General features: G+C 64.8%; 13 protein-coding genes and 1 riboswitch. Of the genes, 4 read left to right on the top strand and 9 right to left on the bottom strand.

All coding sequences use genetic code 11. The features are described from left to right. Positions 1-29: 29 nt before the first annotated feature. From ACIP9X_RS18660 to benA, 4 genes are all read right to left on the bottom strand, one after another. Positions 30-857 carry a 1,6-dihydroxycyclohexa-2,4-diene-1-carboxylate dehydrogenase gene (locus ACIP9X_RS18660; protein WP_400481252.1) on the bottom strand — a complete coding sequence of 276 codons (828 nt, stop codon included), beginning with the start codon at positions 855-857 and terminating at the stop codon, positions 30-32. Beyond that, entirely contained in the window at positions 857-2,428 is a 1,572-nt protein-coding gene (gene benC / locus ACIP9X_RS18655; RefSeq protein ID WP_400481251.1) for a benzoate 1,2-dioxygenase electron transfer component BenC, read from the bottom strand. Before benC ends, ACIP9X_RS18660 begins: the two co-directional genes overlap by 1 nt. Before the next feature lie 125 nt (positions 2,429-2,553). After that, complete coding sequence (benB, locus tag ACIP9X_RS18650) at positions 2,554-3,090, bottom strand: benzoate 1,2-dioxygenase small subunit (RefSeq protein WP_400481250.1); 537 nt, start codon at positions 3,088-3,090, stop codon at positions 2,554-2,556. A gap of 79 nt (positions 3,091-3,169) precedes the next feature. Continuing rightward, positions 3,170-4,555, bottom strand: coding sequence for a benzoate 1,2-dioxygenase large subunit (gene benA / locus ACIP9X_RS18645; protein WP_400481249.1), 1,386 nt, complete (start codon positions 4,553-4,555; stop codon positions 3,170-3,172). A gap of 329 nt (positions 4,556-4,884) precedes the next feature. Between benA and catA the strand changes: the two genes are divergently transcribed. Then, a complete protein-coding gene (gene catA, locus ACIP9X_RS18640) occupies positions 4,885-5,769 on the top strand; it encodes a catechol 1,2-dioxygenase (RefSeq protein WP_400481296.1) in 885 nt (294 codons plus the stop codon). 109 nt (positions 5,770-5,878) lie between these two features. Then, complete coding sequence (locus tag ACIP9X_RS18635) at positions 5,879-7,171, top strand: benzoate/H(+) symporter BenE family transporter (protein ID WP_400481248.1); 1,293 nt, start codon at positions 5,879-5,881, stop codon at positions 7,169-7,171. Between the two features lie 278 nt (positions 7,172-7,449). On the opposite strand, the gene ACIP9X_RS18630 is transcribed toward ACIP9X_RS18635, so the two are convergent. Together ACIP9X_RS18630 and ACIP9X_RS18625 are read right to left on the bottom strand one after the other, a co-directional pair. Beyond that, complete coding sequence (locus ACIP9X_RS18630) at positions 7,450-8,280, bottom strand: M23 family metallopeptidase (RefSeq protein WP_400481247.1); 831 nt, start codon at positions 8,278-8,280, stop codon at positions 7,450-7,452. Between the two features lie 5 nt (positions 8,281-8,285). Continuing rightward, positions 8,286-8,460: riboswitch (cyclic di-AMP (ydaO/yuaA leader) on the bottom strand. Between the two features lie 292 nt (positions 8,461-8,752). Next, positions 8,753-9,184, bottom strand: a complete 432-nt coding sequence (locus tag ACIP9X_RS18625; RefSeq protein ID WP_400481246.1) for a hypothetical protein — start codon at positions 9,182-9,184, stop codon at positions 8,753-8,755. A gap of 1,062 nt (positions 9,185-10,246) precedes the next feature. Between ACIP9X_RS18625 and ACIP9X_RS18620 the strand changes: the two genes are divergently transcribed. Both ACIP9X_RS18620 and ACIP9X_RS18615 read left to right on the top strand, forming a co-directional pair. Beyond that, entirely contained in the window at positions 10,247-11,245 is a 999-nt protein-coding gene (locus ACIP9X_RS18620) for a hypothetical protein (RefSeq protein WP_400481245.1), read from the top strand. A 353-nt stretch (positions 11,246-11,598) separates the two neighbouring features. Continuing rightward, on the top strand, positions 11,599-11,817 hold the full coding sequence (locus ACIP9X_RS18615) for a hypothetical protein (protein ID WP_400481244.1): 219 nt from the start codon (positions 11,599-11,601) through the stop codon (positions 11,815-11,817). 104 nt (positions 11,818-11,921) lie between these two features. Here ACIP9X_RS18615 and ACIP9X_RS18610 read toward each other — a convergent pair whose 3' ends face one another. From ACIP9X_RS18610 to ACIP9X_RS18600, 3 genes are all read right to left on the bottom strand, one after another. Continuing rightward, complete coding sequence (locus tag ACIP9X_RS18610; protein ID WP_400481243.1) at positions 11,922-12,161, bottom strand: recombinase family protein; 240 nt, start codon at positions 12,159-12,161, stop codon at positions 11,922-11,924. Positions 12,162-12,419: 258 nt separating this feature from the next. Then, the gene (locus tag ACIP9X_RS18605; RefSeq protein WP_400481242.1) at positions 12,420-13,235 is read right to left on the bottom strand and encodes an SRPBCC domain-containing protein; all 816 of its coding nucleotides are present in this window, start codon (positions 13,233-13,235) and stop codon (positions 12,420-12,422) included. Then, a complete protein-coding gene (locus tag ACIP9X_RS18600; protein ID WP_400481241.1) occupies positions 13,232-13,810 on the bottom strand; it encodes an ArsR/SmtB family transcription factor in 579 nt (192 codons plus the stop codon). Before ACIP9X_RS18600 ends, ACIP9X_RS18605 begins: the two co-directional genes overlap by 4 nt. Positions 13,811-13,941 lie beyond the last annotated feature (131 nt).

Genomic DNA, 13,941 nt, shown 5'->3' with positions numbered 1-13,941 from the left:
GCCCGCCCCTTCCGGCGCGGGTCCACGGGCTACCCCAGGTCCCCGCCGGCCACCGGGAGGATGCTGCCGGTCAGGTAGGACGCTTCGTCGGAGGCGAGGAAGACGATTGGCGCGGCCTGCTCGTCCAGGGTTCCGTAGCGCTTCATGAAGGACGACTCCACGGTCTGGTCCACGATCACCTGGTACCAGGCCTTCTCGGTGGCGGATTGGGCTTCCGGCCCGCGTTTGACCCTCCGCGGAGGCGCCTCGGTGCCGCCCGGCGCGGTGGCAACCACGCGGATGCCGCGGCCGGCCACCTCCATGGCCAAGGCTTGGGTCAGGGCGTTAACGCCGCCCTTTGCCGCGGCGTACGGGACGCGGTGCATGCCGCGTGTCGCCACCGAGGATACGTTGACGATGGTTCCCGACTCCTGTTCGAGCATCGCCGGCAGTACCGCCCGGCAGCTCCAGAGGGTGGGGAAGAGCGAGCGGCGGATTTCCTTCTCGATCTTCTCCTCGTCGTACTCCTCGTAGGGGCGCGCCCAGATGGTGCCGCCCACATTGTTGACCAGCACGTCCACGCGTCCGTGGGCTGCGAGTGCCGCCTTGACCGCCTGGGTGGCGCCGGCAAAGGTCTCCAGGTCCGCGGTGACGGACGTGGCCGAGCCACCGGAGCCGGACACGTTTGCGGCCTCTTCGATGCCGCGAGCCACGTCGTGGACCAGTTCCGCACGGTCCACCAGGACCACTGTTCCGCCTTCGGCACCGATGCGTTCGGCCACCTTCCGGCCGATCCCCTGGGCGGCGCCGGTGACGACGGCGACCTTGCCGCCGAACCTGCCGGGCGTCACGAATTGACCGGCGTACGGCGCCGCCATCAGCGGGTGGCCTTGGCGTCGATGGCCCCGGCCATGGTGTCCTTCGCGTCGTGGGCGTGTGCGGTGATGACGGCGCGGAGGCGGTCCTTATCGCCGCGTTCGAAGGCGTCCACGATGTCCAGGTGGTCCTGGGTGACGCGCTCGAAGATCGGCGTTCCGGCTTCGAGTGCCGCGGCCATCTGGGCGTGCACGTCCAGGCGGCGGTAGGACTCCAGGAGCATGGGGTTGTCGCAGATCATGAAGAGGTACTCGTGGAATTCCTCGTTGGTACGCGCGAACTCCTCGGGGTTGGTGATGTTCCCGCCCGCAACCGAGTCCGTGGTGGCTTCGGCGAGTCGGCGGAACTGGCGCAGCTGCTCCTCGCTGAGCCGGCCCAGCAGCAGTTCGCTGACGGCAAGCTCCAGGCCCATGCGTGCGTCGAGCTGGGCGAAGCTGTCCTCCTTGCGGAAATCCAGCCGGCCGGTCTCCAGCGAGGACACTGCCTCGCCGCGGCTCATCGTGTCGCCTTCGGCCTGGATCTTTTCAGCCGGCGCCGGGGCGCCCGTTTCGGCGTCGCCTCCGGTGGTCTCCTTCGGCGCGAACCGTTCGAAGTAGAAGTTGGCGGGCTGGATGCCTTCGGTGTCCAGCCACTTGGAGACCGCGTTGACCATGGGGGGCGGGCCGCAGAGATAGATGTCCACGTCGCCTTCGTTGAGGTGCGCGGGTTCGATGATCTGCGTGACGTAGCCGGTGTGCGGGGCGGATGTGCCGGGCTCGGAGGCAATGTAGTTCCAGGTGAAGCCGGGCAGCTTCGCTTCGTAGGCGCGCAGCCAGTCGAGGCCCACGATGTCCGCCTCGCGGGTGAGCCCGTAAATCAGGTGGACCGGGGTGGACGGCGGGTTTTCGGAGAGCTTTTCCAGGATGGACAGGAGCGGGGCCAGGCCGGTGCCGCCGGCCAGGAGCAGCAGGGGCCGCTTGGGCTCGCGCAGGAAGAATGATCCGTAGGGGCCGGTGAAGTGGATGGAGTCGCCTACTGCTGCGCGGTCGCGCAGGTACTCGGACATGGCGCCCTGCGGGGTCACGCGCACCATGAAGGACGCGTCCTGGACCTCGGGTCCGCTGCTGAAAGAGTAGGAGCGCTCGGCGTCGGTTCCGGGGACCTTGAGGTTGACGTACTGGCCGGGAAGGAAGGCCAGCGCGTCCCGGTTGTCCACCTGGAGGGTGAAGGACACCGTGGTGTCCGTGTGCCGGTTGAGCTCCTTGATGGTGGAAGTGAAGGTGGCCGCGGCCGTCTTCGCCGACTCCGACGTGGCCGGGATCTGGATGGCCAGGTCGGATTCCGGGACGGCCTGGCAGGTCAGCAGGTAGCCCTTTTCGAGCTCCTCTTCGGTCATGGCGTCGTCGATGTAGTCCCCCGGGTCGAAGGAGCCGGAATCGCAGAACGCCTTGCAGGTGCCGCAGGCACCGTCGCGGCAGTCCGACGGGATGTTGATGCGCGCCTTGTAGGCCGCGTCCATGACGGTCTCATAGTCGCCGACCTTAATGACTTTGGTGACGCCGTCCTCGAAGCTGAGGGCTACTTTGTGGCCCATGGGGTCCTCCTGACTGAGCGGGCGCGCCGTCGCGGCCCGGGAAAAGTTGTGGCGTGCCCGGCGGGCTCGCGTGTGGGACCTGCCGTACGGCGCCTGGGAATTCCCAGGGCGCCGGTTCGGGCAGATCAGATCATGTAGACGTCCACCACGTGGTGGATGTAGTCGTTCTTCAGGACCACTTTCTTCTTCAGGATCACCGGCTCCGGGCCGGAAAGGTCGATCGTGTAGAAGCTGGTGCCGAAGTACGTGTCCGTCGTGTTGTAGCGGAAGTAGAGGGTGAACCAGTTGAAGCGCACCTGGACCTGGCCGCCGTCGTTCGCCAAAACCTCGATGTCCGTGATGTTGTGGCCCGTGCGCGGCTCGGGAAGGGAGGTGGCAGAAGACCGGTCGGTCTTGATCCGGAACACCCGGTCTTCGATGCCGCCGCGGTTGTCGTAGTAGATGAGGGAGATCTCGTTCTGGGGATCCTGCGTCAGCTGGTCGTCGACGTCCCACGCCGGCATCCAGAATTCGGAGTCCGGGTGGTAGCACTCAAGCCATTCATCGAACTGGCGGTCGTCCAGCAGGCGGGCTTCCCGGTAAAGGAACGCCCGGACGGTCTCGAGGGTTGCGATCTCCTCGGCGGTCTTCAGGACCGGGGCGGTTTGGGTCAGGTTGCTCATGGGTTCTGCGCTCTCTGTGGTTCCGGTGGGCTCTGGTTCCGTGGTCTTTTGGTTCCGGTCTTTTGGTTCCCGGCCGCTGTCAGGCGGTGGCGGGGACGGAATCCGGTGCGGAGCGCTCCTCGTGCTCCGCCAGGGCACGGTCCATGACTTCCTTCCAGTACCCGTGCTGGATGGGGTAGAGCCCTTCGTCTTCGGTGCGCACGCCGGAGGCAATCACCCGGGTCATGCCCAGGGCCTGGGCCTGCTCGTCAGGGCCGGCGATCTCATGGGTGGAGCCGCGGGTCATGTCGTTCCACGGGGCGCTGGTGGCCCAGTAGGTCTTGTTGCAGGAGCGGAATTCCTCCAGGTCGTCCGGGGTGGCCATGCCGCTGGCGTTGAAGAAGTCCTCGTACTGGCGGATGCGCTTGGAGCGGTTCTCCTGGGACTCGCCCTTGGGTGCGATGCAGTAGATCGTCACCTCGGTCTGGTCCGCCGAGATCGGCCGGAAGTGGCGGATCTGGGAGGAGAACTGGTCCATGATGTAGACGTTCGGGTACAGGCAGAGGTTGCGCGAGATGTTGATCATGAAGTTGGCCATCTCCTCGCCGTACTTCTGGACCAGTTCGTCGCGGCGGTCCCACAGCGGGCGGTCCTCGGGGTTGGTCCATTCCTGCCACAGGAGCAGGTGTCCGTGGTCGTAGGAGTAGAAGCCGCCCTTGACCTTGCCCCACTTGCCGGCGTCCATGGCCTTGGTCTTGGTCGCGGAGTCACCGGCGCTGCGGCGGGCCGTGGTGGCTGCGTAGTTCCAGTGCACGGCCGTGACGTGGTAGCCGTCCGCGCCGTTCTCGGCCTGGACCTTCCAGTTGCCGTCATAGGTGTAGGTGGAGGAACCGCGCAGCACCTCCAGGCCTTCGGGTGACTGGTCAACGATCGAGTCGATCACCTTGGTGGCATCGCCCAGGTGCTCCTCGAGCGGGAGCACGTCAGCCTTCAGCGAGCCGAACAGGAAGCCGCGGTAGGACTCGAATCGGGCCACCTTGGTGAGGTCGTGCGAGCCTTCCTTGTTGAAGGTCTCGGGGTAGCCGGCGTCCCGGGAATCCTTGACCTTCAGCAGCTCGCCGGAGTTCTTGAACGTCCAGCCGTGGAACGGGCAGGTGAAGGTGGTGCGGTTGTCCGTCTTGCGGCGGCACAGCATGGCGCCGCGGTGCGAACAGGCGTTGACGATGCAGTTCAGCTTCTCGTCCTTGTCCCTGGTGATCATCACCGGGGTGCGGCCGATGTACGTGGTGAAGTAATCACCCACGTTGGGGATCTGCGACTCGTGGGCGAGGTAAACCCAGTTGCCTTCGAAGATGTGCTTCATCTCGAGTTCGAAGATCTCCTGGTCGGTGAAGATCTCGCGTTTGGCCCGGATGATGCCGTTCTCACGGTCATCGATCACGGCGTCGGCAAGGACCTCGCGGGCATGGATCAGGTTCTCGGTCATGGCGTGCTCCTTCATTGGAGATTGCTGGACGGATGGGCGGGAGGTCCGGGCCGGGCATCGGTGCCAGCAGCGGACGTTAGAGGCAATTCTTCCCGCTCGTGACTCCACTCACATCAGGCAAACACCTAGGGTCGACCAAGGGTGTCTTTATGTACCGATAATGACCGAAAATGGGCATTATCGATATTTGTAGCGTCCTTATCCTGAGGCCTACGATGAGACAGACATCACGCGATACCGCGCGGCAGCAGGGTTCCCTGCGCCAGCGTCCCGCGGCGGGTGCAGGAGACCTTCCTGGCCCCTACTCAAAGACGAAGGTGGAGACCGCCATGAGTGAGACCCAAGTGAATAGCCGGAACGAGAACGAGGGCACTGCCGTTGAGGCCGGTTCGAAGGCGACCGAGCGCTTCACCGCCTCCGGCAAGCTCTCGGAACTGCACGTGCCCAAGGAACGCGTGAGCCTGCTGGCCGGCGCCCTCATCAAGGCTGCCAACGACATCGTCGTTGAGCACCAGGTCACCTACGAGGAGTACAACGCGCTGAAGGCGTGGCTGATCAAGGTGGGTACCGACGGCGAGTGGCCGCTGTTCCTCGACGTGTGGCTTGAGCACACGGTAGAGGACGTCAACTCCCAGGAGCGCCCCGGCACCAAGGGCACCATCGAGGGGCCCTACTACGTGCCCGGATCCCCCGAGCTGCCTACGCCGGCAACCGTCCAGATGCGTGACGGCGAAGAGGGCACCCCCCTGCGCTTCACCGGCCAGTTCACGGACACCAACGGCAACGCCCTCCAAAACGCACAGGTGGAGATCTGGCACGCCGATGCCGCCGGCTTCTATTCGCAGTACGCGCCGGGCCTGCCCGAATGGCTCTTCCGCGCCACGGTCAAGGCAGATGACCAGGGCCGCTTCGAGATCAACACGATGCGCCCCGCGCCGTACCAGATTCCCACCGACGGCGCCTGCGGCCAGCTCATCGAGGCGGCCGGCTGGCACGCCTGGCGTCCGGCCCACATCCACATCAAGGTCTCGGCACCCGGCTACCAGCCCGTCACCCAGCAGCTCTACTTCCCGGGCGACCCGCACAACGCGGACGACATCGCATCGGCCGTCAAGCCCGAACTGATGCTCGACCCGCGACCGCGCACGGACGGCGGAACCGGCGAGGAAGTTGTCTACAACTACATCCTCGCGAAGGAAGGCCAGACCAAGTAGGTCCTTGCCCCTTCTTGTCTGATGCCGGGCTTGAGCCCGGCAACGCCAGGCGCCCCGGAGCGGTAACTCCGGGGCGCCTGCCTTTTCTACCCCGCAGCCAGGAGCCAGGATGCCCAGTTCCCGCCAGGACCCAGCCCCAATCCATCCCTGGACCACACCCGCGCCGACGCCCGCGCCATTGCAGCAACCGCTCCTGGAACGGCCCGGGCACCGTCCGCCCGGACCCCGCCGGTTCCTTCGCGACGTGGACCTGCCCTACCTGTCCAACGGCGCCATCGGATTGGTCTTCACCGCGTCCGGGCCCATCGCCGTCACCCTGGCCGTCGGCGCGGCCGGCGGGCTGACCCAGGACCAGCTCGCCTCGTGGGTTTTCGGCATCCTGTTCTCCGGCGGCGCCGCGACGCTCATCATGTCGCTCCTCTACCGGCAGCCGCTGGGGTTTGCCTGGTCCATTCCCGGCACGGTGCTGCTGGGGCCGTCGCTGCAGCATCTGTCCTTCCCGGAAGTGGTGGGCACGTTCTTCACGGCCGGCCTGCTCATCCTGGCCCTGGGCGCAACCGGGGTGGTCCGGCGGATCATGGCCACAATTCCCATGCCGATCGTCATGGCCATGGTTGCCGCCGTCTTCCTCCGCTTCGGCACGGACATCGTTTCCTCAAGCCAGGCCAATCCGGCCATTGCCGCCCCGATGGTGGGCGCCTTCCTCCTCCTGACCGCCGTTCCGGGCCTGGGAAAGTTCCTTCCCCCGGTCCTCGGCACGCTGGTGGCAGGATGCCTGGCGGTGGCCGTCAGCGGGCAATTCGTTCCCCGCGGGCCGGGGCCGCTCCTGGCCGCCCCGGTGTTCACCCCTCCCGTGTTCACCTGGGCCGCGCAACTGGAGCTCGTGGTTCCCCTGGCGCTGACAGTGCTGTTCGTCCAGAACGGCCAGGGCATCGCCGTGCTCCGCGCCGCCGGGCACCGGCCGCCCGTCAACGTTTTTGCGATTGTGTCCGGCGCGTTCTCCGTACTGAACGCCGGCTTAGGTGCCGTATCGGCCTGCGTGACCGGCCCCACCAACGCCTTGTTGACGTCGTCGGGAGCCAAAGAGCGCCAGTACACCGCAGCGGTGACCTACGGCTGCCTCGCACTGGCCTGCGCGGCGCTGGCTCCCACCCTGACCAGGCTGATGCTGGCCACGCCCAAGGAATTCGTCCTGGTCCTGGGCGGAATCGCGATGCTGCGGGCACTCCAGCAGGCGTTCGTGACCGCATTCTCCACCACCTTCACCCTGGGCGCGCTGGTGACCTTCGTGGTGACCATCTCCGGCCTGGATCTGTTCAACATCCACTCGGCCTTCTGGGGCCTGGTCATCGGATACGCCGCCTCACGGCTGCTGGAGCGTCCGGACCATGCAGGATCGTAAAACGCGGACCGGTGCGTTTTTACGAAGTCAGGGGATTGCCCCAGCGGCACCACAACTGGCCCGTTTCGGCGCAGCATTCCTGCGCCGGGACGGGCCATCTTGCTCCGGCGGTTGTATAGCGGCGGTTGGTCGAGGGTCAAGCCGGGTGACCCGGGCACGGAGGCGAGGAGCTTCTCCGCGTAGGGGTGCTGCCGGTTGCGGTGGACGGTTTCGATGAACCCGTTACTCAAACTAAGCAGAACTTTCAGCAAATGCTGACAGGTCCTAGTGTCATTGCCCTAGAGGTAAGCGGCGGGGTTGACGGTCCGGTCCTTGACCATCACTTCAAAGTGAAGATGGCAGCCAGTGGAGTTACCGGTGGTTCCGACAGCGCCTATCCGACTACCCTTGCCCAGGGCTTGACCCTTCGAAACGCCGATGCTGGCAAGGTGGTTGTATGTGGTCTTCAGGCCCTTGCCGTGGTCAACTACAATCCGGTTTCCGCCACCGTACGGGCTCCAGCCTGCCTCCGTTACCTTTCCCGCAGCTGCAGCCAACACGGGCGTGTTGCATGCCCCTGCGAGATCAAGCCCGGTATGCATTTCGCCGGCGGCCCCGGTCAGGGGATTGCCGCGGAGCCCAAATGGCGAACTCACGTTCACAGAGGCGAGCGGCGCCCGTAGGCCTGCCGAAGGCGCGGAAACCCGGGCGGATTTCGGTGCCGCTTTCCGTGCCGGTTTGGACGCCGCTTTCGGTGCCGCTTTCCGCGCCGGTTTGGACGCCGCTTTCGGTGCCGCTTTCGGTGCCGCTTTCGGCGCCGGGGAGGACTCGACCTGGGGCCGATCAAAAACAAGCGACGATCCTGCCTCCGCCGCCAGGGACGGCTGGGCGGCGGGGGCGGCGGCCGCCTCGGCGCGAACTTCGCGCGCCGTCGAGATCCCGGCTGGCGCGGCGTGAGCCGTGGTGAGCACCGTCATGCCAATCATTCCGGTCACTGCCGCCGCAACAGCCAGCTGTTGGCCGCGGCCCCGCAGCGTCGGCATTGGGGATGAGGCTGCCCGGCGGCGGCCCTTGCCGGATGTACTCGAGAAAATGGCACGGCGTGGGCCGTGGTTGTCGTGGGAAGGCAAAGCGTAGATCCTCTCGACGCCGGCGAAATTAGCTGTCGGATTCGGACGAGTGGACTGTCCGGCCTCCCCTGACACGCGCCTCACGGGCATGCAATGACAGGGCCAGGCTTCACCCCAAGACGCCCAAAGGCGTCATTCGTGGGTCTTCCGCCCCCGCCTAGAGATAAGGGTTCATGTACCGCCGGCGGGGTTTGGCGAAGCGGGTACACGCATACCACGTGAGGGTATGGCTACCTCCCATGTAAGCAAGAAAAGCTTTATGTTACAAATTCGTTACTGAGTCCTGCGCGCGTCGCTATTGTGGATGAGGGCGTGATTTAGTAACTAGCCCGGTCCCTGGCGAGTAATGCACTGCCCCGCCAAACCGTAGCAACCCGCCCCGCACCCCTCCTGCTCGCGGATTTTGGACTTGCTATAGTCCCGTCCCAAGGTAGTTTCTTCTTCTGGGCAAGCCACGCCGCATTGCGCGGCCTTACCGTGGACGCGACCGGCGAGAGATACTGACGGTGCCAGCTCCGGCGGTTGCCGCCGCTGGATCCGTGCCTACGACCCAGTGCTGGTGCCACCTAACTGAGGCTTCAGGTGCAGCTCCGGATCGATGTCCGGCCAACGGCGGATCCATTCCTTTCCTCATCTGCTCGGAGTAGTCGCCGAGCTCACGGTCGGGCACATGTAGCCAGTCATCCAGATACTCCACGAACGCGTCGGTCCTCATGCGCAGGGCCTTGATTTCCGCAGAGGAGCGGTCAGCTTCGGGAGGAAGCTCCGGCAGCTGCTGGCAGTCCCGCACGAGGGCCGTTCTCCACGCGAATAGTTCCTGGATGAAGGCCTGAGCGCCCGTTGTCTGCAGCTCAACGGGCAGTATGCGGATGAAGACTTCGAACTCTGACGCAGAGTCTCGCATCTCCAGCTTCGGTCCATAAACCCGCACGCGGTGGCAGTGACTGGGTGGCCCGTCAGCATGCCGGCAGGCTAACATGCGATGTCGTCAGGCGACCTCGGGCGCTGATGGCTGTATGCCTTAGCGGCCGAGGTGACTGGCTCAGGTCGGGGAGTATCAGACGGCCTGCGCGCGTCGACGGCATCTATCTTCAACCTCAGTGGGCTACAAGTCATGTAACCCTCCCCCGCACCCAGCATGAACTAGCAGAACAGCCACTACGAGCGGACGAAAGGAAACCCGGGTGAAATCCGAAACACGCAGCCCAGGAACCCGCACGGAATTTTCCTCATGTCATGTTGGTCGAGCCATGAACGCCCATGAAGTGGTGTGGGACGACGAAAGCGTCGATCCAGGAAGCCAAGGAGGCAACCGGCCACAGCAACGGCCACCAATGAAAAAGGCCCCCGAGGGGGCCCTTCACAACACAAATTGTGCATACTCATAGGCTAAAAACCTGAACAGGTAAACCGCTGCGCCCGAGGTGGGACTTCCCCAATCCGTGCGGTCCGACCTCAGTTCAACCGAATCCGAAGCCCAAGGTGTGCACATTGCCACACCCTTCTTTTTTTGCCCGCTCAATGCACGGTCCAGTGGAATGCGGCAGCCTTTCGGGCGCGCCCAAGGGCCCGGCACGACCTAGATTCCCAGGCACCATCACCGACTCCAAGTGACTCGTGCCCTACCCGCCCGATTTCTTATGATCGGCGGCAGACCCTTTGGCAAGGAGGGCGCTTCCACGCCTTATTGATCACGCTCTGGGCGGAGCCCCTGCCCATCGTCCTGCAGCGCTACATTGAAGCGACGACCCCCGCTTTCTTGTCAGGCGCTATTCACGGCTCGGAGTGGGGCCGTCCAATGGAACGTCGGCCATCGGGGAGAAAGCCGACTTTAGACAGATGACGGAACCCTGGGCGCTGCGGCTCTGGACGTGTTTCCGGGTTGCGGCGATGATGAAAACATGCGCGAGACGAGCTGATCAGCCGCAGCTTGCGATAACACGCCGCGGTGTGGAGGCGCATCGCCATGTCACCCAAATCTGACCGCGCGGAGCATACTGCTGCTGCCGGCTCCATCAAGCCCGACAGGCATTTCCTCCCTGACTACTACGCTCATGTCCCCACGGAGGAGGTGCAGAACTACAGCACCGAAACCCTCCGGGCCAGAGCTGTGCATCTCTCGGTGGCGTCGTCGCGACGCCCGGGACAGGCCGCAGTCGGCATCCTGAATGAGCTCGAGGCGAGCATCGTTGCAGTGGTTACAGAGGACTTGCCCTACCTGGTTCAGTCCGTAATGGCTGAGCTCGCCCGTGAAGACGCCTCAATCCGGCTGCTCGTTCATCCGACCTTCCAGGTGCTGCGCGATCCGGATTCCCACACCCTGCTGGACGTCCGCCCCGGACCTTCCAGAGAAGGCCTTCTGGAAGAGTCCGTGCCGCCTGCCCGTGGAACATCAGAGACCTGGGTGGCCATGGAAATCGGCAAGCTGGCAGATGAGGCAGCCGAGAGCGAGCTCACGGAACGCCTGCAAAGGGTGTTGGACGATGTCCGTATCGTCGCTGAGGACGCCGCTGCCATCCACGGCAAGGTCTCCGAGGCCGTTACCTCGGTAGACGGATTCCCGCAGGCTGTTGTTCCGCCACCGGAACAGCTCCACCAGTTGCTCCTTTGGCTCGACGACGGCAACTTTCTGTTCTTCGGGTACACCGAATATGAACTTACGACGGCGGGCGGCCAGGAGCTGCTTTCTGAGCGGCAAAGTTCCCCGCTGGGTCTGCTGAGGCGACCGGTGGGCGGCGCTGCCGGAATGACGGCGCCAGGGCTGCTCCGGACTTGCGGATGCCAGGCACTCACGGTTGCCATCTCCGAGATTCGGTCTACCGTCCTGAGGCGGTCGTACTTGGATGAATTGCGCCTGCAGGTGTTCAACGAGGCCGGGAGGGTCACGGGAGAACATGGGCACACAGTCGGCCAACCAATGGAACGAGCCGGAACAGGTCATCGAAGCAGCCATCCAGATACTTAGCCAAACCCCCGACGGCGATGAACTGATTGCACTGCCCTGGATTGGCTTGCAGTACAGAAATGAACCCTGACAGACGCAGCCTGCCATCGTAATATCCAGGCCAAATCGCGCCGGCCAACTACGGACCTGATCGGGACAAGCCGGCTGAATCCCGCCCTCGGCGAGTCCGTCCACTCATCCATACCCCAACCCGTGGTCAAATCACCGAAATGAAGTTCAACGTGGAAAAAGACAAGCACGGTCGCATCCGGACCTCACGCCACAAACGAGCTGCTGTGCAGCCCGCTTCAGACTCGAAGCTCTCCACAGCGGCAGCCAGACCTGTGCACGAACGACGACGTGAACCCCTGCTAATGAAGCATTGGAAATACTTGTGGCGGCACGAATTCATAGAGCTCCGCCGCGGACGCGCCGTATTGGGCACCGGCTACGTCGACGAATCAACCCATGATGCCAGCATCGTATGGATCCAACTCACCAACGGGCAGGACCGCATACTGATTCACCGCGACGACGGTATTGACATCTGGCGCGTCAACCCCCGCATATACACCCAGCGAAGCCAACCATAGACAGCCAAATGGAGGCGCCACATCCAAAGACTGCGGCGGGGCGGAAATGACGATCACCCGGATCGCCGACTATCGCAACGAACGGCCGCCCCGCCGCCCTTCACCTAGGAGGCCACGGGAGGCGCCGAGCGGAACCGCCCGGGGGCTCCGCCGGTCCTCGCGAAATTTCCTGTTACGCCCGGTCCCCAAGCTGCACAGCGACCGAGCCTGGTCAGATCCGCGACCACAAGAACGTCGGCAGACTGCAGATAGTCCAAGCACTCTTTCCAGCGCGCCCTCGCTTGGGTGGCACCCGAATGCGTACTCCTGGAACACGCGCACAGCACCTGCCACCACCAGAGCATCCACTTGTGAATCCAAAGACTGCCCGCGAGCACTAACCCTCGCCTACCCGATCACGTTCCCGGCTCAGCCCGGTCCAGAACCTCACACGTCTGTAACGTCGGAGTGGGCGGGGCGGGTTGCATGCTGTTGTTCCTGTGCCTTGGCGTACAGGCCGCTGGTAATACTTCCGGCACCCAGCCCAGCCACCACCAGGGGTCCAGCGCCATCGGAGGGGTGTGTTGAGTGCCCGGGCCGCTCAGGCTGCTGCGCGCGGAAGGTCAGGCCGGGACGATGAGCTCCTGCAGCCAGGTTTGCCACGCCGGTTCTTCGCGCCGCACGTAGTCCGCTGCGTCCGGGGAGAACAGGTACGCCCGTACGCCTGCCGTCGCCGTACCCTCGCCCGCGCCCTCGCCTTCGCCTTCGCCTTCGCCGTAAGCAAAGATGCTGAGCATCCCTGGCACCGGCGCGGTGAGCCGGACCAGCGCCTGCCGCTCCCCGGCACGCTCGATCCTGCCGGTAGCGCCGCGTATCTCGACCGTCGTACCCTCGTCGCCGAGCCGGAGGGCGTCGTGCAGGGCCGACCAGAGCGCCTGTGCGTCGCCGGGATGGGAGGCGGTGGCCTCCAGCTGCGTGGCCTTTTGCCCCGGGAAGTGCGACAGGTAAAGGCGCAGGTTGTCGAAGAACGGCATCCAGTTGGCTCCCATGTCATCCCAAAACTCTGACTCCCAGTCCGCGCCGGTCCCAAAGCCGCTGGTGGTGACGCGCACGACGCAGGTGCCGCCGGATTGCGCCTCGACGAGGAACTCCGACGTCAGCGGGCTGAGCTCATCCGGGTCTTTGCCCATGAGGGCCGCCCAGTCCTCGTCGTATGCGAAGCGGCGCGGCGGATCCCACCCGGTGACCTGACCGTCGGAGCCCATCTCCGGGCCCATCGTGAAATGTAGGGAACCTCCCTCGCGTTCCTCCATTTCCGTCGGCAAGAACCAGGCGCTCATGCCGGGGGCGGTGGCGATGGCCTGCCAGACCTGTTCCGGGGTCCCCGGAACCTCGACGCTGAACTCTAGGCGGTACGGGACAGTCGGGGTCGTGCTCATCGGTTCTCCTCGGGAAGGGGGTGTGCGGCGACGACCAGTCTGTGCGGGCGCCCGTCGTCATGGTGGTAGCGAGCGGCCAGGTCGAGCACCGCGGCGGTCAGATCGTCAGCGAAGGCAGCCCGGTCGGCGGCCGATTGGAAGCCGATTTGCGTGTCGATGGTCAGCGTCGGCAGGCCCTTGCCGGACGCGTCGGCGCGGCGCGCCAGGGCCCCGACCTCCCGCATCAGCCTGCCGGCCAGCGCAACGAGGTACCGCACTGACAGGTGGTCGTCGTTGGCGTCCGGATCAGCCGCCGTCGCGCTTACCGCCGCTGGGGACACGACGAACGATGCAGCCGAGGCCCGCAGCACCCGCTCGGTGATGCCCCCGTGACGGCGCTCCTCAAACAGCTCCACGAGGCCGTGCTCCTCAAGCGCCTTGAGGTGGTAGTTAATCTTCTGGCGCGTGATGCCGACTCGGGCGGCGAGCCCACCGGCCGAGGCCGGAACAGCCAGTTCGCTGAGCAGCCTGGCCCGGACCGGATCCAATGCGGCGGCGGCTGCCTCCGCGCTTTCGATAACTTCAACGTCTTGCACATCACCATCGTGGCCTTGACAATAAATCTTGTCAAGGTTGGTTGTTGTCAAGGTTGGTTGTATTGGTATGACGAGGAACGAAAGGTAGGCGCATCCAAGGGCCACTAAGGGACGTGCGCGAACCCAAGGTC

Origin of the sequence: Arthrobacter sp. NPDC093125 (assembly GCF_044754225.1) — a bacterium.
Lineage (GTDB): Bacteria > Actinomycetota > Actinomycetes > Actinomycetales > Micrococcaceae > Arthrobacter.
This window is presented reverse-complemented; position numbering and strand designations above follow the sequence as displayed.

Bases quoted from the DNA above. Each gene is read 5' to 3' on its own strand.
- ACIP9X_RS18635 (WP_400481248.1), top strand. From the start codon at position 5,879: ATGCCCAGTTCCCGCCAGGACCCAGCCCCAATCCATCCCTGGACCACA.
- catA (WP_400481296.1), top strand. From the start codon at position 4,885: ATGAGTGAGACCCAAGTGAATAGCCGGAACGAGAACGAGGGCACTGCC.
- ACIP9X_RS18615 (WP_400481244.1), top strand. From the start codon at position 11,599: ATGAAGCATTGGAAATACTTGTGGCGGCACGAATTCATAGAGCTCCGC.
- ACIP9X_RS18610 (WP_400481243.1), bottom strand. From the start codon at position 12,161: ATGCTCTGGTGGTGGCAGGTGCTGTGCGCGTGTTCCAGGAGTACGCAT.
- ACIP9X_RS18620 (WP_400481245.1), top strand. From the start codon at position 10,247: ATGTCACCCAAATCTGACCGCGCGGAGCATACTGCTGCTGCCGGCTCC.
- benB (WP_400481250.1), bottom strand. From the start codon at position 3,090: ATGAGCAACCTGACCCAAACCGCCCCGGTCCTGAAGACCGCCGAGGAG.
- ACIP9X_RS18625 (WP_400481246.1), bottom strand. From the start codon at position 9,184: ATGCGAGACTCTGCGTCAGAGTTCGAAGTCTTCATCCGCATACTGCCC.
- ACIP9X_RS18605 (WP_400481242.1), bottom strand. From the start codon at position 13,235: ATGAGCACGACCCCGACTGTCCCGTACCGCCTAGAGTTCAGCGTCGAG.
- benC (WP_400481251.1), bottom strand. From the start codon at position 2,428: ATGGGCCACAAAGTAGCCCTCAGCTTCGAGGACGGCGTCACCAAAGTC.
- ACIP9X_RS18660 (WP_400481252.1), bottom strand. From the start codon at position 857: ATGGCGGCGCCGTACGCCGGTCAATTCGTGACGCCCGGCAGGTTCGGC.
- benA (WP_400481249.1), bottom strand. From the start codon at position 4,555: ATGACCGAGAACCTGATCCATGCCCGCGAGGTCCTTGCCGACGCCGTG.